Source organism: Nonomuraea sp. NPDC001636, from assembly GCF_040298265.1.
GTDB lineage: Bacteria > Actinomycetota > Actinomycetes > Streptosporangiales > Streptosporangiaceae > Nonomuraea.
Window position 1 is genome coordinate 50367 of sequence record NZ_JBEOZT010000022.1, and the last position, 24723, is coordinate 75089.

General features: G+C 73.1%; 24 protein-coding genes. 9 read left to right on the plus strand and 15 right to left on the minus strand.

Translation table 11 applies throughout. The features are described from left to right. The first annotated feature begins 66 nt into the window (after window positions 1-66). The 3 genes from ABT158_RS33845 to ABT158_RS33855 are packed head-to-tail and all read left to right on the plus strand — an operon-like array spanning window position 67 to window position 3282. Entirely contained in the window at window positions 67-2124 is a 2058-nt protein-coding gene (locus ABT158_RS33845) for a prolyl oligopeptidase family serine peptidase (RefSeq protein ID WP_352360482.1), read from the plus strand. Window positions 2125-2134: 10 nt separating this feature from the next. Then, a complete protein-coding gene (locus ABT158_RS33850; protein ID WP_352360484.1) occupies window positions 2135-2935 on the plus strand; it encodes a helix-turn-helix domain-containing protein in 801 nt (266 codons plus the stop codon). Further along, the gene (locus ABT158_RS33855) at window positions 2932-3282 is read left to right on the plus strand and encodes a VOC family protein (RefSeq protein ID WP_352360486.1); all 351 of its coding nucleotides are present in this window, start codon (window positions 2932-2934) and stop codon (window positions 3280-3282) included. Before ABT158_RS33850 ends, ABT158_RS33855 begins: the two co-directional genes overlap by 4 nt. Window positions 3283-3297: 15 nt before the next feature. Here the strand turns inward: ABT158_RS33855 and purU are convergent, their stop codons facing one another. From purU to ABT158_RS33875, 4 genes are read right to left on the minus strand one after another with little or no spacing between them, the layout of a single operon-like run. Then, on the minus strand, window positions 3298-4152 hold the full coding sequence (gene purU / locus ABT158_RS33860; protein WP_352322831.1) for a formyltetrahydrofolate deformylase: 855 nt from the start codon (window positions 4150-4152) through the stop codon (window positions 3298-3300). Further along, window positions 4149-6536: a GcvT family protein gene (locus ABT158_RS33865; RefSeq protein ID WP_352360489.1), complete on the minus strand. Its 2388-nt coding sequence runs from the start codon at window positions 6534-6536 to the stop codon at window positions 4149-4151. The genes purU and ABT158_RS33865 overlap by 4 nt, the downstream gene beginning before the upstream one ends. Further along, entirely contained in the window at window positions 6533-7456 is a 924-nt protein-coding gene (locus tag ABT158_RS33870; RefSeq protein ID WP_352360491.1) for a LysR family transcriptional regulator, read from the minus strand. The genes ABT158_RS33865 and ABT158_RS33870 overlap by 4 nt, the downstream gene beginning before the upstream one ends. Before the next feature lie 7 nt (window positions 7457-7463). Continuing rightward, entirely contained in the window at window positions 7464-8561 is a 1098-nt protein-coding gene (locus tag ABT158_RS33875; RefSeq protein ID WP_352360493.1) for a pyridoxal-phosphate-dependent aminotransferase family protein, read from the minus strand. Window positions 8562-8704: 143 nt separating this feature from the next. Here ABT158_RS33875 and ABT158_RS33880 point away from each other — a divergent pair, with 143 nt between their 5' ends. Together ABT158_RS33880 and ABT158_RS33885 are read left to right on the plus strand one after the other, a co-directional pair. Further along, complete coding sequence (locus tag ABT158_RS33880) at window positions 8705-9655, plus strand: inorganic phosphate transporter (protein ID WP_352360495.1); 951 nt, start codon at window positions 8705-8707, stop codon at window positions 9653-9655. After that, complete coding sequence (locus ABT158_RS33885; protein ID WP_352360497.1) at window positions 9652-10284, plus strand: DUF47 domain-containing protein; 633 nt, start codon at window positions 9652-9654, stop codon at window positions 10282-10284. The genes ABT158_RS33880 and ABT158_RS33885 overlap by 4 nt, the downstream gene beginning before the upstream one ends. A gap of 3 nt (window positions 10285-10287) precedes the next feature. Here ABT158_RS33885 and ABT158_RS33890 read toward each other — a convergent pair whose 3' ends face one another. Both ABT158_RS33890 and ABT158_RS33895 read right to left on the minus strand, forming a co-directional pair. Further along, the gene (locus ABT158_RS33890) at window positions 10288-11250 is read right to left on the minus strand and encodes an SDR family NAD(P)-dependent oxidoreductase (RefSeq protein WP_352360499.1); all 963 of its coding nucleotides are present in this window, start codon (window positions 11248-11250) and stop codon (window positions 10288-10290) included. 64 nt (window positions 11251-11314) lie between these two features. Then, window positions 11315-12196: a TIGR03620 family F420-dependent LLM class oxidoreductase gene (locus ABT158_RS33895; RefSeq protein ID WP_352360501.1), complete on the minus strand. Its 882-nt coding sequence runs from the start codon at window positions 12194-12196 to the stop codon at window positions 11315-11317. 32 nt (window positions 12197-12228) lie between these two features. Here ABT158_RS33895 and ABT158_RS33900 point away from each other — a divergent pair, with 32 nt between their 5' ends. Both ABT158_RS33900 and ABT158_RS33905 read left to right on the plus strand, forming a co-directional pair. Next, complete coding sequence (locus ABT158_RS33900) at window positions 12229-12585, plus strand: ArsR/SmtB family transcription factor (protein WP_352360503.1); 357 nt, start codon at window positions 12229-12231, stop codon at window positions 12583-12585. Window positions 12586-12620: 35 nt separating this feature from the next. Continuing rightward, complete coding sequence (locus ABT158_RS33905) at window positions 12621-13091, plus strand: TspO/MBR family protein (protein WP_352360505.1); 471 nt, start codon at window positions 12621-12623, stop codon at window positions 13089-13091. A 39-nt stretch (window positions 13092-13130) separates the two neighbouring features. Here ABT158_RS33905 and ABT158_RS33910 read toward each other — a convergent pair whose 3' ends face one another. Beyond that, window positions 13131-14708: an alkaline phosphatase family protein gene (locus tag ABT158_RS33910; RefSeq protein ID WP_352360507.1), complete on the minus strand. Its 1578-nt coding sequence runs from the start codon at window positions 14706-14708 to the stop codon at window positions 13131-13133. 112 nt (window positions 14709-14820) lie between these two features. On the opposite strand from ABT158_RS33910, the gene ABT158_RS33915 reads away from it, so the two are divergent. Further along, entirely contained in the window at window positions 14821-15264 is a 444-nt protein-coding gene (locus ABT158_RS33915; RefSeq protein WP_352360509.1) for an NUDIX domain-containing protein, read from the plus strand. Between the two features lie 64 nt (window positions 15265-15328). Here the strand turns inward: ABT158_RS33915 and ABT158_RS33920 are convergent, their stop codons facing one another. From ABT158_RS33920 to ABT158_RS33930, 3 genes are read right to left on the minus strand one after another with little or no spacing between them, the layout of a single operon-like run. Further along, window positions 15329-16069, minus strand: a complete 741-nt coding sequence (locus ABT158_RS33920) for an MBL fold metallo-hydrolase (RefSeq protein WP_352360511.1) — start codon at window positions 16067-16069, stop codon at window positions 15329-15331. A 10-nt stretch (window positions 16070-16079) separates the two neighbouring features. Then, window positions 16080-16859 (minus strand): hypothetical protein, encoded by a 780-nt coding sequence (locus ABT158_RS33925; RefSeq protein ID WP_352360513.1) that lies wholly within the window; start codon window positions 16857-16859, stop codon window positions 16080-16082. A 15-nt stretch (window positions 16860-16874) separates the two neighbouring features. Then, complete coding sequence (locus ABT158_RS33930) at window positions 16875-17501, minus strand: TetR/AcrR family transcriptional regulator (protein ID WP_352360515.1); 627 nt, start codon at window positions 17499-17501, stop codon at window positions 16875-16877. Between the two features lie 81 nt (window positions 17502-17582). Here ABT158_RS33930 and ABT158_RS33935 point away from each other — a divergent pair, with 81 nt between their 5' ends. Further along, on the plus strand, window positions 17583-19328 hold the full coding sequence (locus ABT158_RS33935; RefSeq protein ID WP_352360517.1) for an NmrA family NAD(P)-binding protein: 1746 nt from the start codon (window positions 17583-17585) through the stop codon (window positions 19326-19328). A 7-nt stretch (window positions 19329-19335) separates the two neighbouring features. On the opposite strand, the gene ABT158_RS33940 is transcribed toward ABT158_RS33935, so the two are convergent. From ABT158_RS33940 to ABT158_RS33960, 5 genes are all read right to left on the minus strand, one after another. After that, a complete protein-coding gene (locus tag ABT158_RS33940) occupies window positions 19336-20487 on the minus strand; it encodes a pyridoxal phosphate-dependent aminotransferase (RefSeq protein WP_352360519.1) in 1152 nt (383 codons plus the stop codon). Between the two features lie 136 nt (window positions 20488-20623). Next, window positions 20624-21442 carry a citrate/2-methylcitrate synthase gene (locus tag ABT158_RS33945; RefSeq protein WP_352360521.1) on the minus strand — a complete coding sequence of 273 codons (819 nt, stop codon included), beginning with the start codon at window positions 21440-21442 and terminating at the stop codon, window positions 20624-20626. Beyond that, window positions 21439-22218: a CoA-transferase subunit beta gene (locus ABT158_RS33950; protein WP_352360523.1), complete on the minus strand. Its 780-nt coding sequence runs from the start codon at window positions 22216-22218 to the stop codon at window positions 21439-21441. The genes ABT158_RS33945 and ABT158_RS33950 overlap by 4 nt, the downstream gene beginning before the upstream one ends. After that, window positions 22215-23111, minus strand: a complete 897-nt coding sequence (locus ABT158_RS33955) for a CoA transferase subunit A (protein WP_352360525.1) — start codon at window positions 23109-23111, stop codon at window positions 22215-22217. The genes ABT158_RS33950 and ABT158_RS33955 overlap by 4 nt, the downstream gene beginning before the upstream one ends. After that, window positions 23096-24553 carry an aldehyde dehydrogenase family protein gene (locus ABT158_RS33960; protein WP_352360527.1) on the minus strand — a complete coding sequence of 486 codons (1458 nt, stop codon included), beginning with the start codon at window positions 24551-24553 and terminating at the stop codon, window positions 23096-23098. The genes ABT158_RS33955 and ABT158_RS33960 overlap by 16 nt, the downstream gene beginning before the upstream one ends. Window positions 24554-24723: the final 170 nt, after the last annotated feature.

A 24723-nucleotide genomic window follows, 5' to 3' on the forward strand; every position in this document is an offset into this window, starting at 1 on the left:
CACGTTACGTTTTATGCCCGCTTCACCAGCGCTTTACGCCCCCACCTTGGCAGTAGGGTTCCTGGCATGACGCGAGAGCCCTATCCGACGGCACGCCGCGAAGACGTCGTCGACATCCTGCACGAAACGCCCGTCCCCGACCCGTACCGGTGGCTGGAGGACCCTGACGGCCCGGACACCAAGGAGTGGCTGCTCGCGCAGGCCGAGCTGTTCAACGCCAGCCGGGGCGAGCAGCGGTTCAAGGACCGCATCGCCGAGCTGCTGCGGTCCGGCTCGGTGGGGGCTCCGGCCTGGCGCGGGGAGCGCCGGTTCTTCTCCCGCCGCACGCCCGACCAGGAGCACGCGGTCTACTACGTGGTCGAGGCCGACGGCACCGAGCGGGCGCTGATCGACCCGATGGAGATCGACCCGTCCGGTCTCACCACGCTCGACGCGGTGCAGCCCGACAAGGAAGGGCGGCTGCTGGCGTACCAGATCTCGGTGGGCGGCGACGAGGAGTCGGTCCTCTACGTCATGGACGTCGCCACCGGGATGCGCGTCGAGGGCCCGATCGACCGCTGCCGCTACTCCCCCATCGCCTGGCTGCCCGGCGGCGAGGCGTTCTACTACGTGCGCAGGCTGCCGCGCACCGAGGTGCCGGAGAACGAGGCGCAGTTCCACCGCCGCGTCTACCTCCACCGCGTCGGCACCTCGACCGAGGACGACGTGATGATCTTCGGCCAGGGGCTGAAGATGACCAACTACTACGGCGTGTCCGTCTCGCGCGACGGCCACTGGCTCCAGGTCTCGGCGCACGAGGGCACCGCGCCGCGCAACGACCTGTGGGTGGCCGACCTGACCGCCTCGCCCGCCGACGCCCCCGACCTGAAGGTCGTGCAGGAGGGCGTCGACGCGCAGACCGCCCTGGTGTTCGGCCGCGACGGCCGGCTCTACGTCCACACCGACAGGGACGCCTCCCGCGGCCGGGTGTGCGTGACCGACCCGGCCGACCCGGGCTACGAGACCTGGCGCGACCTGATCCCCGAGGACCCCGAGGCGGTGCTGTCCGACTTCGCCATCCTCGACGACCTGGAGCGCCCGGTCATGCTGGTAGGCTGGACCCGCCACGCGATCAGCGAGATCACCGTCCACGACCTGGCGACCGGCGAGCGCGTCGGCTCGGTGCCGACGCCGGGGCTGGGCACGATCGGCGGCATCTCCGAGCGTCCCGAGGGCGGCTTCGAGGCGTGGTTCGGCTACACCGACAACACCACGCCGCCGACGATCCAGCGCTACGACGCCCGCACGGGCGAGACCACGCTGTGGGCCGCCTCGCCGGGCGCGGTCGAGGTGCCGCCGGTGCGCACGTCGCAGGTGGTGTACCGGTCCAAGGACGGCACCGACGTCCGGATGCTGATCATCTCCCCCGCCGACGAGCGGCCCGGCCCCCGCCCCACGATCCTGTACGGCTACGGCGGCTTCGGCCTGTCCATGACCCCCGGCTACTCGGCCTCGATCCTGGCCTGGGTGGAGGCGGGCGGCGTCTACGCCATCGCCAACCTGCGCGGCGGCGGCGAGGAGGGCGAGGACTGGCACCGCGCGGGCATGCTGGCCAACAAGCAGAACGTGTTCGACGACTTCCACGCCGCGGCCGAGCACCTCATCGAGACCGGCGTCACCACCCGCGAGCAGCTGGGCATCTCCGGCGGCTCCAACGGCGGCCTGCTGGTGGGCGCCGCGCTGACCCAGCGTCCCGACCTGTACGCGGCCGTGGTCTGCTCGGCGCCGCTGCTCGACATGATCAGGTACGAGAAGTTCGGCCTCGGCGCGACCTGGAACGTCGAGTACGGCAGCGCCGACGACCCGGAGCAGTTCGGCTGGTTGTGGGGGTATTCGCCCTACCACCGGGTCGAGGAGTCGGTGGCCTACCCGGCGACGTTGTTCACCGTCTTCCAGTCCGACACGCGGGTGCACCCGCTGCACGCCTGGAAGATGTGCGCGGCGTTGCAGCACGCCTCCACGGCCGGGCGGCCGGTGCTGCTGCGCAACGAGGCCGAGGTGGGCCACGGCGCCCGCTCGGTGAGCCGGACGGTCGACCTGTCGGCCGACACGCTGACCTTCCTCGCCCAGCACACCGGTCTGTAGTGTCGCAGGCATGAGCAGCCTGGGGCCGGCCATCGTCGAGGCCGTCCCCAGCGCTGCGCTGCGGCCGTACGTCACCCGGCTCTGCGCCTACCGCGAGCACTATCCCGCGCCCGTCACGCGCGCCGAGGCCGCCCTTCCGGGGGCGGTGCTCATCCTGGGCGTCGGCGCGCCGATGGAGGCGTACGGGGAGCGGGTCAGGGCGTTCGCGGGCGGGCTCGCCGACCGGTTCGCGGTCACCCGCGTCGAGGGGCCGTGCGAGGGCGTGGAGGTGGTGCTCACGCCGTTCGGGGCGCGGCGGCTGTACGGGCTGCCGATGCGCCACCTGACGAGCCGGGTGGTCCCGGTGGAGGCCGTGCTCGGGCCGTGGGCCGGGGAGCTGCTCGACCGGCTGGCCGCGACGCCGTCGTGGCGGGAGCGGCTGGCCCTGACCGACCGGCTGCTGACCGCGCGCATCCTGGCCGGGCCGCAGGTGGGCCCCGAGCTGCCGTGGGCGTGGGCGCGGCTGCTGGAGTCGGGCGGGCGGCTCGGCGTGTCGTCGCTGGCCGCGTCGCTGGGCTGGAGCCACCGGCATCTGGTGGCCCGCTTCCACGACCAGGTCGGGCTGGCCCCCAAGACGGCGGCCCGGGTGATCAGGTTCGGCCGGGCGGCGCGGCTGCTGCGCTCCGGCAGGCCGATCGCCGCGGTCGCGGCCGAGTGCGGCTTCTACGACCAGGCCCATCTCAACCGCGAGTTCCGGGCGCTCGGCGGCACCACGCCCGGTCAGATTCGTCCAAGACCCGCGGGCGGGCCGCCGCGCATGCTGGAGCCATGAAACGCACTGTCTACGCACTGGCCCGCTACGAGCACCCGCAGGCCGCGCTCGACTTCCTGACCGGGGCGTTCGGGTTCCGGGTGCACGAGTCGTCGAAGGACGGGTCCGGGGTCGTCGAGCACGCCGAGCTGTTCGTCGAGGACGACCTGATCATGATCGGCCGGGGGAGGCCGGGCGGGCCCGGCGTCTACATCGCGGTCGACGACGTCGACGCCCACCACGATCGCGCCAGGGCCGCGGGGGCCGTGATCACCATGGAGCTCACCGACCAGCCGTACGGCTCGCGCGAGTACGCCTGCAAGGACCCCGAAGGCAACTCCTGGTTCTTCGGGACCTACCGCCCGTAAGGCGGCGGAAAGCGGTCAGCGGGGGAAGACGACGGTCTTGTGGCCGTCGAGCAGGACGCGCTGCTCGGCGTGCCACTGGACCGCGCGGGCCAGCGCCACGCACTCCACGTCACGCCCGATGCGCACGAGGTCGTCCGGCGAGTGGCTGTGGTTGACCCGGGCGACCTCCTGCTCGATGATCGGGCCCTCGTCGAGGTCGGAGGTCACGTAGTGGGCCGTGGCGCCGATGAGCTTGACGCCCCGGTTGTGGGCCTGGTGGTAGGGCTTGGCGCCCTTGAACGACGGCAGGAACGAGTGGTGGATGTTGATCGCCCGTCCGGCCAGCTTCTCGCACAGGTCCTCCGACAGCACCTGCATGTAGCGGGCCAGCACCACCAGGTCGACCTGGTAGTGCTCGACCAGCGCCAGCACCTCGGCCTCCTGCCTCGGCTTGGTCTCGGGCGTGATCGGCAAGTGGTGGTAGTCGATGCCGTACGACTGGGTGAGCGGGCGCAGGTCGGGGTGGTTGGAGGCGACCGCGACGACCTCGATGCCGAGCGTCTTCGACCTGACCCGGTAGAGCAGGTCGTTGAGGCAGTGGTCGAACCGGCTGACCATGATCAGCACGCGCGGCTTCCTGGCCACGTCGCGCAGCCGGAACTCCATGGCGAAGTCGGGGGCCAGGGCGGCGAAGGCGGCGCCCAGCTCGTCCTCGCCGAGCGGGCCGGAGAACTGCACGCGCATGAAGAACCGCTGGGCGACCCGGTCGCCGAACTGCTGGCTCTCGATGATGTTGCACCCGTGCGCCGCCAGCAGGCCGGAGACGGCGGCCACCACGCCGGGGCGGTCGGGGCAGGACAGGGTCAGGATGTACTCGGCGTGGCTGCTCATGCCTTCACTCTCGCGGACGTGGGATCGTAGGGCGCCTTGAGGCTGATCTGGGCAGAGTACAGGTCGCCGGCCACGTCGACCTCCACCTTCTCCAGCGTGACGCCGCCTTCCTGCGAGACCTCGGTGGCGAAGCCCAGCGCCACGGACCTGCCGAGCGTGGGGCTGTGGGCCGCCGAGGTGACGTAGCCCACCGGGACGCCGTCGGACAGCAGGGACTCGCCGCCCCACAGGTGTGCGGCGGGGTCGTCCAGCACGATCGAGACTACCCTGCGCGACGGCGCCTCCAGTGCGTGCCGCGCTCCCCGGTAGCCGCCGCTCTTCTTGCAGGTGAAACGCAGTCCGGCGGCGGCTGGGGTGATCTCGGGGCCCAGCTCGCGGCCCCAGGCGCGGTAGCCCTTCTCGATGCGCATGGCCTCGATGGCGTAGTGACCGGCCTGGGTCAGCCCGCCGACGGCCATGAGTGTCTCGTGCACGGTGACGGCGAACTCGGCGGGCACGTACAACTCCCAGCCCAGCTCGCCCACGTACGTGACGCGGGTGGCGCGTACGGTGGCGTGGCCGAGGTCGACCAGGCGGGACGTGCCGAAGTCGAAGGCGGAGAAGTCGGACTTCGAGACCGACTGCAGGATCGTCCTGGACGAGGGGCCCATCACGCCGAAGACCGCGTACGCGCCGGTGACGTCCACCAGGACCGCCCGCCGGTCGCCGAGGCCCCTGGAGATGTGGTCGAAGTCCCTGGTGGTCTGGGCCGAGCCGGTCACGATCAGGTACTCGTCGCGGGCCACGCGGGTCACCGTCAGGTCCGACTCGTAGCCGCACCGGTCGTTGAGCAGGCCGGTGTAGACGACCCGGCCGGGCTCGACGTCCACGTCGGCGGTGCACAGCCACTGCAACGCCTCCATGGCCTCCGGGCCCTTGAGGACGAACTTGGAGAAGGCCGTCTGGTCGAACAGCGCCGCCGCGTTCCGGCAGGCCGCCACCTCGGCGTCCACGTACGGCTGCCATCCCGGCCGCCCGAACGTGGACGGCGTGGCGGGCCCGAAGTAGTTGACCCGCTCCCAGCCCATCTTCGACCCGAAGCGCGCCCCGGCCTGCGCCAGCAGGTGGTGGACCGGCGAGCGGCGCAGCGGCCGGGCGGTCTCCGGCTCCCGGTCCGGCCAGGACATCGCGTAGTGCAGCCCCAGCGTCTCGGTGACCCGGTCGCGCAGCCAGGTGTCGTTGCCGGCCCAGCGGGCGAAACGCCGGATGTCGGCGGGCCACAGGTCGCCGGTCGGCTCGCCGTTCACGATCCACTCGGCCAGCGCGCGGCCGGCGCCGCCCGCCGAGGCGATGCCGGCCGAGTTGAACCCGGCGGCGACGAACAGGCCGCGCACCTCGGGGGTCTCGCCCAGCAGGAACATGTTGTCGGGCGTGAAGCTCTCCGGCCCGTTGTAGAACATCCTGATCCCGGCGCTCTCCAGCGCCGGGACGCGCTGGATCGCGTTCTCCATGATGATCGCGAACTGGTCCCAGTCCGCGTCCAGGAGCTGGAACTCGAAGGGGTGGGGGATGCCGTCCATGCCCCAGGGTTTGGCGTCCGGCTCGAAGCCGCCCACGACCAGGCCGCCGACCTCCTCCTTGAGGTAGGCGTAGCCGTCGGGGTCGCGCAGCACGGGCAGGTCGGGACGCACGCCGGGGATGCGCTCGGTCACCACGTAGTAGTGCTCGGCCGAGTGCAGCGGGACGGTCGCGCCGGCCATCCCGCCGACCTCCTTGGCCCACTGTCCGGCGCAGTTGACCAGCACCTCGGTCTCGATGTGGCCCTCGGAGGTGTGCACGCCGCGCAAGGCGCCGTCGCGCACGGTGACGCCGGTGACCCGGACCCGCTCGATCACCTGGACGCCGTGCCGCTGCGCGCCGCGGGCCAGCGCCTGGGTGAGGTCCGACGGGTTGGCCTTGCCGTCGCCGGGCAGCCAGACGCCGCCCACCAGGTCGTCGGTGCGCATGACCGGCCACAGCTCGCCCGCCTCGCGCGCGCTGACGACCTCGGCCTGGATGCCGTAGTTCCGGGCGGCGGCCGCGGTGCGCCGCAACTGGGTCATGCGCTCGGGGGTGCGGGCCACGCTGACGCTGCCGCACTGCTTCCAGCCGGTGCCGAAGCCGGTCTCGGCCTCCAGGCGGGCGTACAGGTCGGTGCTGTACTTGATCAGCCTGGTCATGCTCTCGGTGCTGCGGAGCTGGCCGACGAGCCCGGCGGCGTGCCAGGTGGTGCCGCAGGACAGCTGCCCCTGTTCGAGCAGCACGACGTCGGTCCAGCCCAGCTGGGCCAGGTGGTAGGCCACGCTGCAGCCCGCGATGCCGCCGCCGATGATCACGACCTGTGCCCGGGAGGGGAGGGATGTCACGAGATGCTCCTCAAGCGATTGATCCCCGGCCAGCTGCGGACGTTGCGCAGCATGGCGATGAACGCCTGTTCGGCGGGCCCCAGCAGCCGGTCGCGGCGGTGGGCCAGCACGATGGGGCGGGGCTTGGGCGCGGGCAGCACCTCCAGGGCCGCCAGCCGCCCGTCGGCGAGCTCCTGCTCGACGCAGTGCTCGGACACCAGCGAAACGCCGAGCCCCGCGGCGACCGCCTGTTTGATCGTCTCCGGGCCCCAGATCTCGCTGCGGCCGGCCTCTTCGAGCCCCCACGTCTCCAGCGCCTGCTCCTGCAGCTCGCGGGTGGAGGAGCCGGGCTCGCGGATGAGGAAGAACTCGCCCGTCAGGTCGGCGGGCTCGGCGCGGCCCTTGCTGGACAGCCGGTGGCCCGGCTGGGTGATGACGACGAGCCGGTCCTCCAGGATCGGCTCGCTGACGAGCTGCGCCGCGCCGGGCTCGCCCGCCAGCACCGCGACGCCGATCTCGCCGTCCACCAGGCCGCGCTCGACCCGCTGGCCGTTGCCGACCTGGATGCCCAGCTCGATGCCCGGATGACGGTCGCGGAAGGCGGCCAGCAACGGCGGCAGGAGGTACGTGCCGACGGTGGTGGTGCCTCCCGCGACCAGCTTGCCGGTCTGCAGCCCGGAGACCTGCCGGATGGCGGCCACAGCCTCGTCGGCCAGCAGGAACACCCGCCTGGCGTACTCCAGCATCACCTCGCCCTCGGGGGTGAGCCTGATGCGGGCGCCGCTGCGGTCGATCAATGTGGCGCGCAGCGCCTGCTCAAGCTGCCTGACCTGGTGTGACACGGACGGCTGGCTGAGGTAGAGCTTCTGCGCCGCGGCCGAGAAGCCGCCGCACTCCACGACCGTCATGAAGATCCAGAGCCGGTGCAGGTTGAGCTGCATGTCGTCGTTAACCCCTAGCTGCCTCGATCGACTCTCGGAGCGCGTCCTCGAGCTGTTCCAGCCGGTGCCAGGGGATCTCGCCCATGGTGCAGATCCTGAAGAAGTCCGCGGAAAGTCGCCCCTGACCGGCGTAGATAACGTAACCGCGCTTTTTGAGCTCATCATGAAGCGCCGCATAAGTTACGTTTTCCGGCAGATGAAGCATTGTTACGGTGTTTGATCTGAATTGTTCATCAACGAGGATGTCCAGGCCGAGCCGCCCGAACTGGCCGCGGACGAGGGCCGCCCGCTCGCGGTACAGCCGGGTCCGCGCCGCGAAGCCGCCCGCCTCCTCGTACTCCTTGATCGCCTCGTCGAGGGAGTAGCAGACCTGCACGGCCGGGGTGAACGGCACGTCGCCCTTGCGCTGACCGGCCAGGTAGCCGGCGGCGTTGAGGTAGAGGCTGCGCGCGGGCGCCTCCTGGATCCGCTCGATCGCGGCCTCGCTGCACAGGATGAACGACATGCCGGGCAGCCCGTGCAGGCCCTTGTTGGCGGTGCCGCAGACGACGTCCGCCCTGACCTGCGCCAGGTCCTGGTCCTCGATCGCGGTGCCGCTGATCGCGTCGATCACGAACAGCGCGCCGTGCTCGGCCACGACCTCGCCGATCTCCTTGATCGGGTTGATCAGGCCGGTCGTGGTCTCGTGGTGCACGCAGACCACGGCGTCCACGTCGTCGCGCCCGGCGAGGGCCGTCCGGACGGCCTCGGGGTCGGCCGGGACCGTCCAGTCGCTCCTGACCTCGTGGAACGGGATGCCGTGCGCCTTGGCGATCTTGATCATCCGGTCGCCGTAGACGCCGTTGTTCACGACGAGCACGCCGCGTCCCGCGCGGACGGAGCTGATGACCGCCATCTCCATGGCCGCGGTTCCCGACCCGGTGACCAGCAGCGCCTCGTGCGTGCCGCCGAGGTTCAGGCACCGGGGCAGGGCCTCGCGGATCCTGAACAGCAACTCCGTGAACTCGGGCTCGCGGTGGCAGAGGTCGCCGCGAAGCAGGGCGTCCTTGACCCGCTTCGACGTACATGCGGGCCCGGGATTCAACAGAATGAGTTCTTCGTCCATCAATCCACTCGATCTTGGGTAGTTATCGGGCATTACGGACGCTATCCGGGGTGGCGCCGCATGGGACAGCCGCCTTTCGCCTATGAGGGCCATAAGGGAATCGGGCTTTTCCGTGCCGAGCAGCGCCGACTGGGATGGGACACGTGCCGTTGGAGACCGTCGTACTGATCGGGGTCGCGGGGCTGTTCGCCGTCGTGTCCGGGATCAACGACGGCGGCGCGCTGCTGGCGACCGGGCTCAAGCTGCCGGTGATCAGGCCGGCCGTCGGCATCCTCTCGCTGGTGCTGCTCGTCACCGTGGTCCCGCTGGTCACTCACCAGGTGGCGCTGACGTTCGTGAACCGGCTGGCGGGCTTCCACGCCCCCGGCGGCCAGGCCGCGATGACCGTGGCCGTGCTCTGCGCGCTGGCGGTGGTGTTCACGCTCAGCGCCAAGGGCCGGCCGACCAGCCTCACGCTGGCCGTGGTGGGCGGGCTCACCGGGGCCGGGCTGGGCTGGGGGCTGCCGGTGTCGGGCGGTTCGGTGGCGCTCGTGCTGGTCTTCGGGCTGGCCGCGCCGTTCGTGGGGGCGCTGCTGTCGTGGCTGCTCATCCGGCTGCTCGTCCGGGTGACCGACGCGCCCGGCCTGGCCCGCTGGCACTGGGCCGGGTTCCTGCTCCAGACGCTCGCCTACGCGGCCAACGACGGGCAGAAGATGCTGGCCGTCTTCATGATCGCGCTCGGCTTCCAGGGCGCACCCCTGGCCTGCACCTCGCTGGTGGCGGTGCTGTTCGGGCTCGGCGCGCTCTACGGGCTGCCCAGGGCGGGCCGTACGCTCAGCCGCGAGATCATCGTCTCCCGGCCCGCGCACGGCGTCGCCGCCGAACTGGCCGCGGGCAGCGCCGTGCTCGCCTGCGCCGCGCTGGGTATGCCCGTGAGCATGACGCAGGCCGTGGCCGGCGGGCTGGTCGGCGCCGGGGTCGCGCAGGGCGGCGGCCGGGTCCGCTGGTACGCCGCCGTCAAGATCGTCGTGGCCTGGCTGCTGACACTCCCGCTGAGCGGCCTGCTGGCCGCGACGGCGGCGTTCGTCCTGAAGGGGCTGAGGGGGACGTGGTGAAGCGATGGCGCCGGATCCGGGACCTCATGACCGGCCGCATGGACGGCGCGCTCACCGGCGCCCTGCTCGGCCAGCTCAAGGCCACCAAGCAGGGCGCGTGGCTGGCGATGGCCATGATCGGCGGCGAGGTGGGCAGGACCGGCGCGCACGAGCGGATGCGCGCGATCGAGCACCTCGGCGACGAGGAGCGCGCCCGCCTGGTCGAGGAGCTCAAGACCGCGCTGGTCACGCCCATCGACCCCGAGGACCTGTTCCGCCTGTCGCGCTCGATCGACGACGTGCTGGACTCGCTGCGGGACTTCGTGCGCGAGTCGCACCTGTACCGGGTGCCCGACCAGATCCGCTTCACGCCGCTGCTCGACCAGGTCATCGTGGGCATCGACGCCCTGGAGAGCGCCGTGCGCGGCCTGGCCGCCCGGCCCTCGGCGGTGGTGCAGGACGCCCTGGAGGCCAAGAAGGCCGGCGGCGCGATCCGGCGCATGTACCAGTACGAGATCTCCCGGATCTTCTCCGGCGAGGTCACCTCGGACGCGCTCAAGCAGCGCGAGCTGGTGCGCCGCCTGGAGATCGTCGGCATGGCCATCGGCGAGGCGGCGGACGCCATCGCCGACGGCGCCATGAAACGCTGACCGTCAGGCCGCCCGCCCGGCGAAGGCGTCGACGCCGGTCAGCTCGGCCGACAACCGCCACAGGCGGGCGGCCTGCCCGGGGTCGGTGGCATGGGGATGGACCCCGCCGCCGGAGCCGTCGGCCGGCTCGGCGATGTCGCAGTCCTCGCAGTAGACGCCGCCCATGCCGTCGAGCTGCGGCGAGGTGGCCGCCCACACCTGGGTGGCCGCGCCCTGCTCAGGGGTCTTGAAGCTGGTGTTGAGCTGGTTGCCCTGCTCGTCGATCCAGCCCGCCTCGACCATCTCCTGCTTGGTCAGGTGGCGCTGGAGCGGGGTCAGGATGCCGCCGGGGTGCACCGCGAACGCCCGTACCCCCGCGTCCTTGGCCAGGGCGTCGAGGTGCACGGCGAACAGCACGTTGGCCGTCTTCGCCTGGCCGTAGGCCTGCCACTTGTCGTAGCCGTGCTCGAACATCACGTCGTCCCAGCGCATGCCGGAGCGCCGGTGGCCGGCGGAGGAGACGGCCACGACCCGGCCGCCGCCGCGCTCGACGGCCGGCCACAGGCGGTTGACCAGCGCGTAGTGGCCGAGGTGGTTGGTGGCGAACTGGGCCTCCCAGCCGGGGCCGACCCGCGTCTCGGGACAGGCCATGATGCCGGCGTTGTTGATCACGAGGTGCAGGTCGCGGCCGGAGGCCAGGAACTCCTCGGCGAAGCGCCGCACGCTGTCGAGGTCGCCCAGGTCGAGCTCGCCCACCTCGACGCGGTCGATGCCGGCCAGGGCCTCCTCGGCCGCGCCGCGACGCCGGGCCGGGACGACGACCTGGGCTCCGGCCCCGCTGAGCGCGCGGGTGGTCTGCAGGCCGAGGCCGGAGTAGCCGCCGGTGACGAGCGCGACCCTGCCGGTGAGGTCGATGCCCTTGAGCACCTCGTCCGCGGTGCTTCTCGCGCCGAAACCCGAACCGATCCTGTGCTGAGGCGTTGTCATGGGACCGACGTTACGAATTGAAGTGCGCTCTAAGTCAAACCGACCCGCCGGGCCGCCGCCCGGATCAGAGGCCGAGTGCCGGGGCCAGGCGCTGGAGCTGGCCCAGGGCGTCGTCGAGGTCGGGGGCGCCCGGCGACAGCGGCTGGACGGCCACGTGGTCGGCCCCGGCGTCGAGGTGGGCCCGCAACCGCGCGGCGACCTGCCCTTCGTCGCCCCAGGCCACGATGGCGTCGGCCAGCCGGTCGCTGCCGCCGCCCGCGAAGTCGGCGTCGGTGAAGCCCAGGGCGCGCAGGTTGCCCAGGTAGTTGGGCAGGGTCAGGTAGTAGGCCAGGTGGGCGCGGGCGATCTCGCGGGCCCTTGCCGGGTCGGTCTCCAGCACCACGGCCTGCTCGGGCACCAGCAGCCGGCTGCCGCCGAGGACGCGGCGGGCCTGCTCGGTGTGCTCGGGCGGCACGAAGTAGGTGTGGGCGCCGTCGGCCCGGTCTCTGGACAGCTCCAGCATCCGCGGCCGCAGCGCCGCCAGCAGCCGGGGCGCCCGCGCCGCGGGCAGGCCCTCCTCGGCGGCGTCCATGCCGTCGAGGTAGGCGCGCATCGCGCTCAGCGGCTTGTCGTAGGCGTGGCCGCGGCTGCCGACCAGCGGGCCGTGGCTGACCCCGATGCCCAGCACGAAACGGCCGGGGAAGGCGTCGGCCAGCGTCTTCGCGCCCGCCGTCATGCCCGTCGCGTCGCGGCCCCAGATGCTGGCGATGCCGGTCGCGACCGCGACGCGGGTGGTGGCGGCCAGCAGGACGGCCGCGGTGGTGAGCGGCTCCTTGCTCTGCCGGCCCTCGTTGATCCACACGGAGCCGTAGCCCAGCCGCTCAATCTGGGCCGCCGCGCGCCGCGCCTGCTCGGCGGGGGCCTTGCCGATCAGCGGGTGCCACACCCCGAAGTGCCCGGTCTCCATGGCCGCTCCCTCGACTAGGATGTTCGATCGAGATGGAACACTACACCAATGTTCGACCGCCATCGAACAGAGCGCGCGGCCTGACCCACACCTCGCCCGTCGAGGTGTCGCTGCAGGCCGCCCTCGACGCGCTCGGCGACCCGGTCCGCCGCCGCATCGTCCGCGAGCTGGCCGGAGAGCCCGACTGGGCGCGCGCCTGCGGCACGTTCGCCCACCTGCCGGTGGCCAAGTCCACGCTCAGCCACCACTTCGGGGTGCTGCGCCAGGTCGGCCTGCTGGAGCAGCGCGACGAAGGCGCCCGCCGGCTCAACCGGCTGCGCCGCGCTGAGTTCGACGAACGGTTCCCCGGCCTGCTCGCCCTCGTCGTCGAGGAGCCGGAGGGCGCCTAGGGCATGCGGCAGGCTGGGCGGGTAGGGGCAGGGCCATGCAGATGCGCCCGTTCGCCCGTAACCTCCTCGCCACCACGGCCGCGGTCACCGCCACGGCCACGCTCGGCAGCCTGGCCACCTCCTCCGGCTCGGACTGGTACCGCGGGCTGCGCAAGCCCCGCTGGCAGCCGCCCACGCAGGCGTTCGGCCTGGTCTGGACGCCGGTCTACGCCCTCATCGCCTACGCCGGCGCGCGCGCCCTGACCAGCGGCGACGACCGGGCCGGCCTGGCCCGCGCCCTGGGCGCCAACCTCGCGCTCAACGCCGCCTGGACCCCGCTGTTCTTCGGCGCTCGCTCCCCGCGCCTGGCGCTGGCCGACATCGTCGCGCTCGACGCGGCCAACCTCGTGCTGCTGCGCCGCTTCCTGCGCGCCGACCGCCGCGCCGGGCTGGCCCTGCTGCCCTACGTCGGCTGGACGGCCTTCGCCACCGCGCTCAACGCCTCCATCGCCGCCCGCAACCCCTGACCGGGAACCCCGCCCGAAGGCGGGGCCCCGCCCGCGCGGTCAGGAGACGCGCAGGTCGTCCACCGCCCAGTACCAGTTGTTGGTCGCGTCGAAGTAGTGGAACTTGACCCTCATCGACCTGGCCCCGGCCGGCACGGCCACCGCGAGCGACTCGTTCCTGGCGACCGCGTCGGCCGTGTAGTTCTTGACCAGCGTGTCCGCGCCGCCGTCGAACGACACGAGCACCTGCGCCTTCTGCGCGCCGTCCACGCGGTAGTGGGTGGCGTAGGCGAGGGTGACGGACGTCCGGCCGGTCACGGTGTAGGCGGGCGAGACGAGCGTCGAGTCGAACGTCCCGGTCCCGTGCGACTTGTCGTCCCACTCGTCGGAGTCGGCCACCGCGAAGGTGCCCCTGGACCGGACGTTCAGCTCCCGCTGCTGGTCACGGGCCGCCCGCGACCAGAACTCGTCCGTGGTGAACGCCCAGCCGCGCCACTCCTGAACGCCCCCCGACGGCATCCTGGACGCGTCCACCGACCAGCCCGCGGGCGGCGTGTGCGAGTAGCCGAGCAGGCCGGCCGGGATGCCGGTCTCGTCGGTCCTGCCGGACAGCGCGACGCCCTCGAACGGGTCGCCGGTCCTGGTGTCCACCCGCCGGCCGTCGATCCCGCCCGGCACGGCCAGCCCCAGCCCGGTGAAGACCGCGGCCGTCACGTCCACCAGGCGCGTGTCGGCCGGCCGCGCCCCGGCGGCGATGCCCGGCCCGGAAGCCAGGACGAACGTGCGGCGCTCCTCGATCGAGGACCCGCCGTGCCCGCCCGCGTCGGTGTGCCCGTGGTCGGTGGCCACGATCACCGTCCAGCGCTCGCTCGCGTACGTCGGCCTGGCCCTGACCGCGGCCAGCAACCGGCCGATGCGGGCGTCGGCGTCGTGGATCGCGGCCAGGTAGGCGGCCGAGCCTGCGCCGCTGCCGTGCCCGGCGATGTCGATCGCGCCCAGGTAGACGAAGGCGGCGTCCGGGTTCTTCGTGCGCAGGACGGTCTCGCTGACCTGGGTGAGGCGCTCGTCCTCGGCCGGGTAGCCGTCGGCGTCGCCGTCCAGGACCACCCTGGCGTCGATCCGGGGGCCGAACGTGCCCTGGTCGGCGAGCGGCTTCCAGTCGAGTGCGGCGTAGGTGGAGTGGCCGGCGCCGGTGTTCTCCAGCCTGGTCAGGAAGTCGGGGTAGCGGTCGTAGTGCTTGCCGGCGAAGGTGTTGTCCTTGACGCCGTGCAGGTCGGGCCAGACGCCGGTGGCGATCGTGGACCAGCCGGGGCCGCTGGAGGTGGCGGCCATCGGGCTGGTGTAGAGCAGGCTCGTGCCGAACGTGCCGCCGCTGATCAGGGCGTCGAGGTTGGGGGCGTCGGCGGGGGCGATGCGGTCGTGGCGTAACCCGTCGAGGCCGATCACCAGGACCTTGTCGCTGCTGATGCCGTTCGGGACGTCGGGCACGGGCACGGGCGCGGCCAGGGCGGTCGCGCCGTTGAGGACCTTGCCCTCGGGAGCGGGTGCGGGATCGGCCGCCTGATTCGCCAGGGCCGCCGGCGCGGGGACCGACACGGCCGCGGCCACGAGAGCGGGCAGGATGCGCCATCGTTGCATGGACGTACTCCTCGCTGAGTGCTGGGTGATCCGGCTGAAGGATCTCCAGCGTCAGGCGGGTGCGTGAAGAGCGTCTTTCCGATGGACGTCATAGAGGGAAAAGGGGGCCCAAATGGGCAGTAGCCAACGTCCCGCCGCCCGCGTCGTCTGCCTCGACCGCGACGGGCGCGTCCTGCTCATGCACTGGTACGACCCGGTCAGCGGCACGGACGTGTGGGAACCGCCGGGCGGCGGCCTCGACCCCGGCGAGACGCCGCTGGAGGCCGCCCGGCGCGAGCTGGCCGAGGAGACCGGGCTGCCCGGCTCGGCCGTCGGCGAGCACCGGGTGGACGTCGAGCGCGACTTCTCCTGGCTGGGCGTGCGTTACGTGAAGACCGAGCCGTTCTTCCTGGCCATCTTCGACGAGGCGCGCCCGCGGGTGACCCCCGCCGCGCTCACCGAGGAGGAGCTCGGCGTCTACCGCGGCCACACCTGGGCCGAGGAGATGCCCTACGGCGTCGAGCCGCCGGAACTGGCCGACGTGGTGGCCGCCCTGCGCGCCGCCGCCCGCCGCTGACCCGCCGCCGACCCCGCCGCTGAACCCGTCGCTGGACCGCCGCCGCCCGCCGCTGAACCCGTCGCTACACCTCGATCGTGCGGCCCGCCGTGGCCACCGCGAGGTCGCCCGGGTAGGACCTGGCCGCCGCCGCCAGCGCCGGCTCGGGCGAGGTGCCCGGCCACAGGTGGGTGAGCAGCAGCCGGGCGACCCCGGCCGCCGCGGCGGTGCGGCCCGCGTCGGCGGCGCTGGACAGGTAGGGGGCGTCCTCGCCGGGCACCTGCTCGGGATAGGTGGCCTCGGCCACCAGCAGGTCGGCGCCCGCGGCCAGCGTGACGAGGTCGGCGGACGGGCCGGTGTCGCCGGTGTAGGCGATCACCCGGCCGCCCGCGCTCAGCCGCAGCCCGGCGTTGGGCACGTGGTGCGGCAGCGAGAAGGCGTCGAGCCGGAAGGGGCCGATCTCGCGCGGCGCGCCCGGCTCCAGGTCGTGCAGCTCGAAGCTGCCGGCCAGCATGCCGCGCCGGTCGAGCGCGAGCACGGCGTCGAGCGCGCCGGGCGGCGCGTGCACGGGCAGCGCGGCCGGCGGGGCGTCGCCCAGGGCGCGGGCGCGCAGCAGCGGGTTGAGGTCGGAGCAGTGGTCGGGATGGCCGTGGCTGACCAGGACGGCGTCGACCCGCTCGGCCGGCGTGGTTTCCAGCAGCCGCGGCAGCGTGGCGTAGCCGGGATCGACGAGCACGCGGAACCCGTCGTGCTCGATGAGATATCCGCTGCACGCCTGGCCCGCCGCCGGCCAAGCCCCGCATCCGCCCAGCACTGTGATCAGCACGACCACGACCTTATCGGGGCTGGTGCCCCAGCTCGGCCAGCGTGGTGGACATCAGGCCCCGCAGCAGCGGCCCGGCCAGGCCCTCGTGCACGGACTCGACCGGCAGCCCCTGGGCGATGCGGGCGTGGTAGGACTCGCGGTCGCGCTCGCCGGTGTAGGGCAGCGCGGTCATCGCCACGACCACGGTGGCCCGGGTGCCGCCGCGCGGCAGGACGGCGACGGCGTGGGTGCGCAGGCAGGTCTCGTCGGGGGCGCCGTACCAGCCGCACTTGACCCCGGCCTCGGGCGAGCCGAGCGCTTCGCGGGCGCCGAACGTCTGCTCGCCCGTCACCTGCCGCATCCACGCCAGGACGGTGGCCGCCACCGGGTCGCCCGCCGCCGCGGCCTGCGCGAACACGGCGTAGGCGGCGGCGACCTCCTCGGCCGAGACCTCCACCGAGCCGAAGCGTGACGGGTCGCCGCCCGGCTGTGCCCACCGTACGCCGGTACGCCGGTAGAGGTCGTCCAGCAGCACGCGGGGGCCGATGGACAGCCAGAGGCTGAGCGTGTCGGCGTTGGAGGAGACGACCACGGCGGGCTCGGCGTGGCGGCGCCAGCGGTCGGCGTCGTCGATGTGGTCGGCGGCCACCCAGGCGTAGAGCGGCTTGAGCAGCGAGGCGCAGCGCAACCGGGCCGGGCCGGAGCGCACGCTCATCGTCCGGGCGGGCGGGCCGCCGTAGCCGCGCCTGATGCCCGCCGCCTGTGCTCCGGCGCTGTCTTGGAGGTCTTTCAGCAGGTCATTGAAGGCCACCGTCCCACCGTAGACCTACCGGGCGGTCCGCCAGCGTCCTTCGTACCACTCCGCGCTCGGTGGCTCGCCGGGCAGCGGGGTCGCGCCGGGGGCGCGCAGGCCGTCGAGCGCGATGGCCAGCAGGCGCTCCTTGACCCGCTGGTGCTCCTCGCTCGGCGGGCCGGGGGCGGGCCTGCTGAACTGCTCGATGAGCAGCGAGACGTCGAGGGTGGTCACGTCGGGCCGCAGCGCGCCGGCCTCGCGGGCCCTGGCGACGAGGGTGCCGGCCAGCTCGGTGGCCCGGCGGGAGGTGCGCCACATCTCGTCGGTGACCTCGATCGTGCCCGCCACCGGGGCCAGCGCGCCGGAGCGGCCGGCCACGCAGGCCCGCACGTACGCCTCCAGCCCGGTCCACGGGTCGGGCTCGGCCAGGGCCGACTCCAGGTTGTCGACCACGCGTTCCATGGCGATCAGGCACAGCCGCTGGAGCAGCTCCTCCTTGGTGCGGTAGCGCCGGTAGAGGCTGCCCATGCCGACGCCCGCCTGCCTGGCGATGGCCGAGACCGGCGCGTCGAACCCCTGGGTCGTGAACACCTCGTGGGCCGCCTGGAGCAGCCGCAGATCGTTCCGCGCCGCCTCGGCCTGCCTGCCGCGTCCTGCCATGCCGTACAGAATATTGCGGAGCACTGCGCTCCGATATACGGTTCCTTTCGGAGCGATTCGCTCCGATAAAGGAGGTCTGTCATGCGTGCGGTGGTGTTGCGGGAGCTCGGCGGCCCGGAGTCGCTCGTCGTGGAGGAGGTGCCCGACCCCGTCCCGGGGCCGGGTCAGGTGCTGGTCGAGGTGGCGGTCGCGGGCGTCACGTTCGTGGAGACGCAGGTGCGCGCCGGACGGGGGCCGCGCGCGGCTGAGCTGCCCGCGATCCTGGGCAACGGGGTGGCGGGCACCGTCCTGGCGGTGGGCGAGGGCGTGGCCGCGGCGCTGACGGGCTCCCTGGTGGTCACCACGCTCGGCGGGTCCGGCGGCTATGCCGAGCTGGCGGTGGCCGCCGCCGAGGACCTGATCCCGGTGCCCGCCGGGTTGTCGCCGCGCGAGGCCGTGGCGTTGCTGGCCGACGGGCGCACCGCCGTGGGGCTGGTCCGCGCCGCCGCGCCGCGGCCCGGCGAGTGGGTGCTGGTGGAGGCGGCCGGCGGCGGGGTGGGCAGCCTGCTGGTGCAGCTCGCCCACGCCGCGGGGGCGCGCGTGGTCGGCGCGGCCGGCAGCGCCGCCAAGCGCGAGCTGGCCGCACGCCTCGGCGCCGAGCTGACGGTCGACTACACCGCCCCTGGCTGGGCCGACGAGGTGCGCGCCGCGACCGGCGGCCTGGACGTCGTCTTCGACGGGGTGGGCGGCGAGATCGGCGCCCAGGCGCAGGACCTGCTGAAGGACGGCGGCCGGCTCAGCGTGTACGGCATGGCCGGCGGCCCCATGACCACCCCCGACCCCCGGGTGACCGCCGTCGCCTGGCCCGCGGCCGACCCGCGCGAGCTGGCCCGCGAGGCCCTGGAGCTGGCCGCGGCCGGCCGCCTGAGTCCCACGGTCGGCAACGTGCTCCCCCTGGAGTCGGCGGCCGAGGCGCACGCCGCCGTCGAGGCCCGCGCGGTCACCGGGAAGACCCTGCTGCTGCCCGCACGGGCCAGGACGGTCCTGGTCACCGGCGCCACCGGCAACCAGGGCGGCGCGGTCGCCCGGACCCTGCTGGCCCGCGGCTGGACGGTCCGCGCCCTGGTCAGGGACCCCGCCTCGGACGCCGCCCAGGCCCTGGCCGCGCTCGGCGCCACCCTGGCCAAGGGCGACCTGGACGACCCCGCCTCGCTCCGGACGGCCATGACCGGCGTGCACGGCGTGTTCAGCGTGCAGGCCCTGGCCGTGACGGAGGAGGAGCTGGCCCGCGAGGTGCGCCAGGGCGTCGCGGCCGCCGACCTGGCCGCCGGGCTGGGCCTGGCGCACCTGGTCTACAGCTCGGTCGGCGGCGCCGAGCGCGACACCGGCATCGAGCACTTCGCGAGCAAGTGGGCGATCGAGCGGCACATCGCCGGGCTGGGCCTGCGGGCGACGGTGCTGCGCCCGGCGTTCTTCATGACGAACCTGCTGCACTACGCCGAGCCCGCCGGGGACGAGCGGGTCATCGCGCTGCCGTTCCGGCGCATGCAGCTCGTCGCGCCCGAGGACATCGCCCACTTCACGGCGGAGGCGTTCGAGCGTCCGGCGGAGTACGCGGGCCGGGCGCTGGAGATCGCGAGCGAGGAGCTGACCGGCGCCGAGATCGCCGAGGTCTACCAGCGGGTCACCGGCACGCCCACCCGGTTCGAGCAGACCGCGCCCGGCGGCGAGCGCATGTACGAGTGGTTCCTGGAGAGCGGCTACCAGGCCGACATCGCCGCGCTCCGCGCCCGCCACCCCGGCCTGCGCACGTTCGAGTCCTTCCTGCGCGACCGGCTTCCCCGCTGACGCCGGGTCAGGACAGCGCCGCGTCGAAGCGGGCCCGCAGCTCCGCCAGGCGGCCGACCGGCTCGGCACTGTAGACGAGGCGGACGTACCGGGGGGCCACGCTGTCACCCCAGGCCGTCATGGGGGTGGCCGCCACGCGTCCGCGGTCCAGCAGGCGGGCCGACAGGTCCTCGGCGGTCAGCCCCATGGCTTCGGCGTCCACCAGGACGGACCAGCCGCCGCCCGCCCGGACCACCGGCAGCCCGTCGAGCTGGGCGAGCACGGTGTCGTGGCGGGCCTGGTACTCGGCCGCCGCCTCCGCCACGCCCGCGCCCGCCGGGTCGGTGAGCGCGGCGGCGGCGCCGTACTGGTGGTATCCGCTGGCCACGGTGGTGTTGTAGATGGTCGCGACCATGATCCGGGACATGATGTCGGCCGGGCCGGCGACCCAGCCGATCCGCCAGCCGATCATCCGGTACTCCTTGGACATCGACCCGATGATGATCGTGCGCTCGGCCAGGCCGTCCACCTGGCAGGGGTTGATCCGCGGGTGGCCGTCGAAGACGATGCGCTCCATGGCGGCGTCGTAGATCAGGTACGCGCCCGTGCGCTCGCACACCCGCGCGACCGCCTGCCAGTCCTCCCGGTCGAAGACCACGCCCGACGGCATCGACGGGCTCATCAGCAGCAGCGCCGCCGCGGCGGGCACCCGGGCCAGCGCCTCGCGGTCCAGCCGCCAGCGCCCGTCCTGCACCAGCAGCGGCACCAGGTGCGGACGCGCGCCCGACAGCCGCACCCGCTGCAGCAGCCCGGCGTAGGTGGGGTCGGTGAGCAGCACGGGCTCGCCCGGCTCGGTCGTGGCCAGCAGCACGGGCATCACCGCCGACGTCCCGCCGGAGGTGATGCAGACCTGCCGCAGGGGGTCGTAGTCGAGCCCGGTACGCGCCCGCAGCTCGGCGGCGACCGCCTGGCACAACACCGGCAGCCCGGTGAACGGCAGCCAGCTGTTGCCCGTCCCTTCCTCCAGTGACCGCCTGGTCGCGGCCAGGGCGGACGGCGGCGGCGGGACGTCGGTGTCGAGGTTCTCCAGGCGCAGGACGTCGGCGTCCGCCCCGGCGGCCGCGGCCACTTTGTCGATGTCGAACGGCTGCACCTGCGCGAACCGGGAATTGGGCCGCATGACCGCACCTCCATGCCTCGTTCCGTTTACGGAACACCTTGGGGCACCCACGCTCCTCCAATGGGGACGCGGGTGTCAAGGGGCGGCACGGAGGCGCCGTCAGCGGTCAGACCGGGCCGGGCCAGGCCGGGCCGGGTCAGGCCAGGGTGCGGTCGGCCGGGCCGTCGTAGTGGTCCGGCCCCTGCATCGACAGGCCCAGCGGCTGGACCATGTCGGAGTTGGCGGAGGCCCGCCAGCCCTTCTCCCTGGTCATCTCCTCGATCGAGTGCGCGCACAGCGACAACGACCTGCACACGATGAACATGGCCTTGAGCTGCAGCGGCTCGTACCCCATGTCGAGGCCGACACAGCCCATCGAGCCGGGGCCGTTGAGCCAGATCCGGCGGCCGAAGACACCCTCGGTGGCCTCCTCCATCGCGCGGGCGATGCGGACGTACCGGCCGGTGACGCCCAGCTCGTCCGAGAGCTCCAGCAGGCGGGCGGTGCGCGGGTCGCGGATGTGCTGGGCGTGGTGGAACCCGGGCATGCGCTCGCGGCGTTCGCGCATCTCGGCGACGACCTTGGCGGCGGCCTCCTCGTCGCTCAGCCCGTCGCGCTCGGCCCGTTCCCCGACCGCGAGGAACATCTCGGCGGGCCGGTCGGCGGTGCCGTGCAGGCGGCCGATGCCGGCGACGCCCGCCGCGACGGCCGCGTTCAGCTCGGCGCCGCCGGAGGTGGCGAAGCGCACGGTGGCCGAGGAGGGCGACATGGCGTGCTCGGCCATGTTCACCAGGATCGCCTCGGTCATCCGGCCCACCTCGGGGGTCGGCAACTCGCCGCGCAGCACCAGGTGGAAGTGCTCGGCGAAGGAGATGTTGCCGGTCAGCTCGTTCACGTCGTACCCGCGCACGACGATCCGGTCCTTGTTCTTCCAGGCGATCGCCGTCTCCCAGGCGAACGGCTTCTTGTCGGTCAACGGCCTTTCCTTTCAGGGAAGTACACGCACGCCGGGTCGATCTCCTCGCGCAGCAGGCGGAGGTCGTCGGGGTCCGGCGGCACCACAATTTCCAACGAATCCCGAAATTTCGGGGTAAAGCCGGTGTTGTCTAGTACGTCCGTGACGCTCGCCCCCGGCATGAGCGCCGTCACGGTCAGCGCCGAGTCCTCGGCCTCCATCACGCACAGGTCGGTGACGACCTTGACGCGCAACGGCCCGAGCCCGGCCTTGGCCCGCTCCCCCGGCCCGCCCAGGAACCCCGGGCTGGTGACGTAGTCACAGCGGGCGGGGAAGCGCCGCTTCTCGTGGTCGGTCAGGATCACCACCTGCCGGCAGTGGCTGGCGATGTCGTTGGCGCCGCCGCTGCCGGGCAGCCGCACCCGCGAGCCGTCCGGCCTCGGGACCCAGGTGGAGTTGATGTTGGCGTACTCGTCCACCTGGGCCCCGCCGAGGAACCCCGTACGGACCAACCCGCGCTGCACCAGCCCGCCCAGCGCCTCGAACAGCGACCCGTGCCGCGCGGCGCCGCGCATCAGCCGCGGATCGACCACCGACACCGGCGTCGGCACGACCTTCGGGAACATCACCCCCGACTCGATGACGAGCTTGGCCTCCGGCGCGTGGGTGCGCTGGGCGAGCGTGGCGGCCAGCAGCGGCAGGCCGGTGCCGACGATCACCAGGTCGCCGTCGCGGATCTGCCGGGCGCCCTCGACGACCAGCAGTTCCCGCGGCAGGGCGGTCCACTCGGCGCTCACACCAGCCTCCCCATCTGCTCGGTCAGCCCGGCCCTGAGCGTGCCCGCCGGGTCGCGGGCCCTGAGGTAGTCGTCGAAGGACGCGCCCAGGTTGGCCCCGATCCACTCACGCAGCTCGGCGTCCCCGGCCCGGCCCAGCGCCTGGTACTCCTTGATCTCCGGCTCGGCGAAGTCGTACGCGCGGTAGACGGAGGTCGGGAAGGCGCCGAAGGGCTGGTGGACGACCGCCGTCACGTACGCCTCCGGGATGGTGACCCGCTCGGGCCGGTCGGCGAACGCCCCGGCGGGCAGCACCTCCTCGGCCGACACGATCGTGGCGCGGGCGGCCCTGACCATGTCCACCTCGTGGGAGGTGACCCCCTCGATCACGACGTTCCCGGCCAGGTCGGCGCGGTTCGCGTGGATGATCGCCACGTCCGGCGTCATCGCCCGCAGCAGCACGACCGGCCGGCCCGTCCACGGATCGGCCGACTCCACCGCCACCCCGTCGGAGACCAGGTCGGCCAGCAGGTCGGTGCCGAGCAGGCTGCGCGTCGGCAGGAAGGGCACCCCGACGGCCCCCGCCGCGAAGCGGGTGGCCATCGCCAGGTGCGAGTGGTCGCCGGCGCCGACCTCGCCGCGCTCGACGGCCCGGCGCCAGGCGAACAGCGTGCCGTAACGTTCCAGGTTGCCGGTGCCCTGCTCGGTCCGGGCCACCAGGCCCGCGGCCACCAGCATGTCGAGCGGCAGCGACAGGTTGCAGCCGACCACGGTCAGCCCGCCGATCCCCTGCCTGATCACCTCGTGCACCAGCGCCATCGGGCACCGGTTGATGTTCTGGCCGCCCATCCCGACGACGGCCCCGGCGGGGACGTGCCGGGCGACGGCCTCGGCGGCCGTCAGTAACTTATGCACGCGGACCGCCACTCGGTGTAGAAGTCCCAGACCTGCGGCGAGCACTCGGGCGGGCCGAACTGCGACAGCTTGGCGCCCATGTGCGGCAGGTGCGCGTACGCGCCGACGCCGGGCCGGTTGACGTGCAGCATGCCCGCCTCGAAGCGGTCCAGGGCCTCGAAGATGGTCGCCGGGTCCTGGGTGAAGATCGTGCCGCTCATGCCGTACCTGACCGAGTTGGAGATGCGCATGGCGTCGTCGAAGCCGTCGCAGTCCACCACGGACAACACCGGGCCGAAGATCTCCTCCTGGGCGATCTCGCTGTCCCAGGGCACGTCACGCAGCACGGTCGGCTGCACGTAGCAGCCCTCGGGCACGCCCTCGGTGTGCCGCTCGCCGCCGACGGCGATCTTGGCCCCGGCCTCCTGCGCGGCCTTGACCGCGTCCAGGCAGGCGCGCATGCGGGTCTCGTTCACGACCGGGCCGATCGTGGCCTCCTCCGACAGGCCCGGCCCCACCTTGAGCCGGGCCACCTCGGCGACCAGCCGCGTCAGGAACTCCTCCTTGACGGCCCGGTCGACGATCACCCGGGAGGTGGCGCTGCACCGCTGCCCCGACTGCCCGAACGCGCCGAACACGGTGGCCTTGACCGCCTTGTCCAGGTCGGCGTCCGCGAGCACCAGGACCGCGTTCTTGCCGCCCAGTTCGAGCTGGGTGCGCAGCAGCCGCGGCGCGCCGGCCTGGTGGATGGCCAGGCCCACGGGCAGCGAGCCGGTGAAGCTGATCCCGGCCACGCGCGGGTGCGTCACCAGCGCCTCGCCCGCCGCGATGTCGCCCTGCACGAGGTTGAGCACCCCGGCCGGGACGCCCGCGTCCACGAACGCCTCCACCAGCAGCGCCGAGGTCAGCGGCGTGAACGGCGACGGCTTGAGCACCGCCGCGCACCCGGCCAGCAGCGCGGGAGCGACCTTCCACATGGGGATGGCGAGCGGGAAGTTCCACGGCGTCACCAGGCCGACCACGCCGATGGGCGCGCGGAAGGTGTAGGAGAACGTGCGCGGCTCCTCGGCGGGCAGCGTCTCGCCCTTCAGCCTGCGCCCCTCGCCCGCGGTGAAGTCGAGGATGGCCAGGGCCCGCCTGACCTCGCCGCGCGCCTCCTTGATGAGCTTGCCCTGCTCACGCGTGATCGCCTGGGCGAAGTCCTCGGCCCGCTCCTCGATCAGGCGTTCGGCGGCGCACAGGTACTCGGCGCGCTTGATCGGCCCGAGTCCCTTCCACTCCGGCATCGCCGCCGCGGCGGCCTCCACGGCCAGCTCGACGTCCGCGCCACCGGACTCGGCGAAGTCCCCGATGTGGTCGGAGAGGTCGCCGGGGTTGATGTTCGGCCGGGTCTGCCCGCTCTCGGGGGCACGCCACTCGCCGCCGATGTGGTTGAGCAGGTAGCGACTCGGGATCGTCGCCATCGGGTTCCTTTCCGGTCAACTTCTGATACGGCAAAGCCTCACGGCCTGGGATGTTCCGGACAAGGGGGATTAGACCGATGCCCCCGATAGGCAGCCGTTATACGGCTCCGCCTATAGCGGCGATAGGCAAATCACGCATTGGCCGGACCGTTCCGCTGCACTAGACATGC

Coding starts and splice junctions, on each gene's coding strand:
- ABT158_RS33845 (WP_352360482.1), top strand. CDS start 67: ATGACGCGAGAGCCCTATCCGACGGCACGCCGCGAAGACGTCGTCGAC.
- ABT158_RS33850 (WP_352360484.1), top strand. CDS start 2,135: ATGAGCAGCCTGGGGCCGGCCATCGTCGAGGCCGTCCCCAGCGCTGCG.
- ABT158_RS33855 (WP_352360486.1), top strand. CDS start 2,932: ATGAAACGCACTGTCTACGCACTGGCCCGCTACGAGCACCCGCAGGCC.
- purU (WP_352322831.1), bottom strand. CDS start 4,152: ATGAGCAGCCACGCCGAGTACATCCTGACCCTGTCCTGCCCCGACCGC.
- ABT158_RS33870 (WP_352360491.1), bottom strand. CDS start 7,456: ATGCAGCTCAACCTGCACCGGCTCTGGATCTTCATGACGGTCGTGGAG.
- ABT158_RS33875 (WP_352360493.1), bottom strand. CDS start 8,561: ATGGACGAAGAACTCATTCTGTTGAATCCCGGGCCCGCATGTACGTCG.
- ABT158_RS33890 (WP_352360499.1), bottom strand. CDS start 11,250: ATGACAACGCCTCAGCACAGGATCGGTTCGGGTTTCGGCGCGAGAAGC.
- ABT158_RS33895 (WP_352360501.1), bottom strand. CDS start 12,196: ATGGAGACCGGGCACTTCGGGGTGTGGCACCCGCTGATCGGCAAGGCC.
- ABT158_RS33900 (WP_352360503.1), top strand. CDS start 12,229: ATGGAACACTACACCAATGTTCGACCGCCATCGAACAGAGCGCGCGGC.
- ABT158_RS33905 (WP_352360505.1), top strand. CDS start 12,621: ATGCAGATGCGCCCGTTCGCCCGTAACCTCCTCGCCACCACGGCCGCG.
- ABT158_RS33910 (WP_352360507.1), bottom strand. CDS start 14,708: ATGCAACGATGGCGCATCCTGCCCGCTCTCGTGGCCGCGGCCGTGTCG.
- ABT158_RS33915 (WP_352360509.1), top strand. CDS start 14,821: ATGGGCAGTAGCCAACGTCCCGCCGCCCGCGTCGTCTGCCTCGACCGC.
- ABT158_RS33930 (WP_352360515.1), bottom strand. CDS start 17,501: ATGGCAGGACGCGGCAGGCAGGCCGAGGCGGCGCGGAACGATCTGCGG.
- ABT158_RS33935 (WP_352360517.1), top strand. CDS start 17,583: ATGCGTGCGGTGGTGTTGCGGGAGCTCGGCGGCCCGGAGTCGCTCGTC.
- ABT158_RS33940 (WP_352360519.1), bottom strand. CDS start 20,487: ATGCGGCCCAATTCCCGGTTCGCGCAGGTGCAGCCGTTCGACATCGAC.
- ABT158_RS33960 (WP_352360527.1), bottom strand. CDS start 24,553: ATGGCGACGATCCCGAGTCGCTACCTGCTCAACCACATCGGCGGCGAG.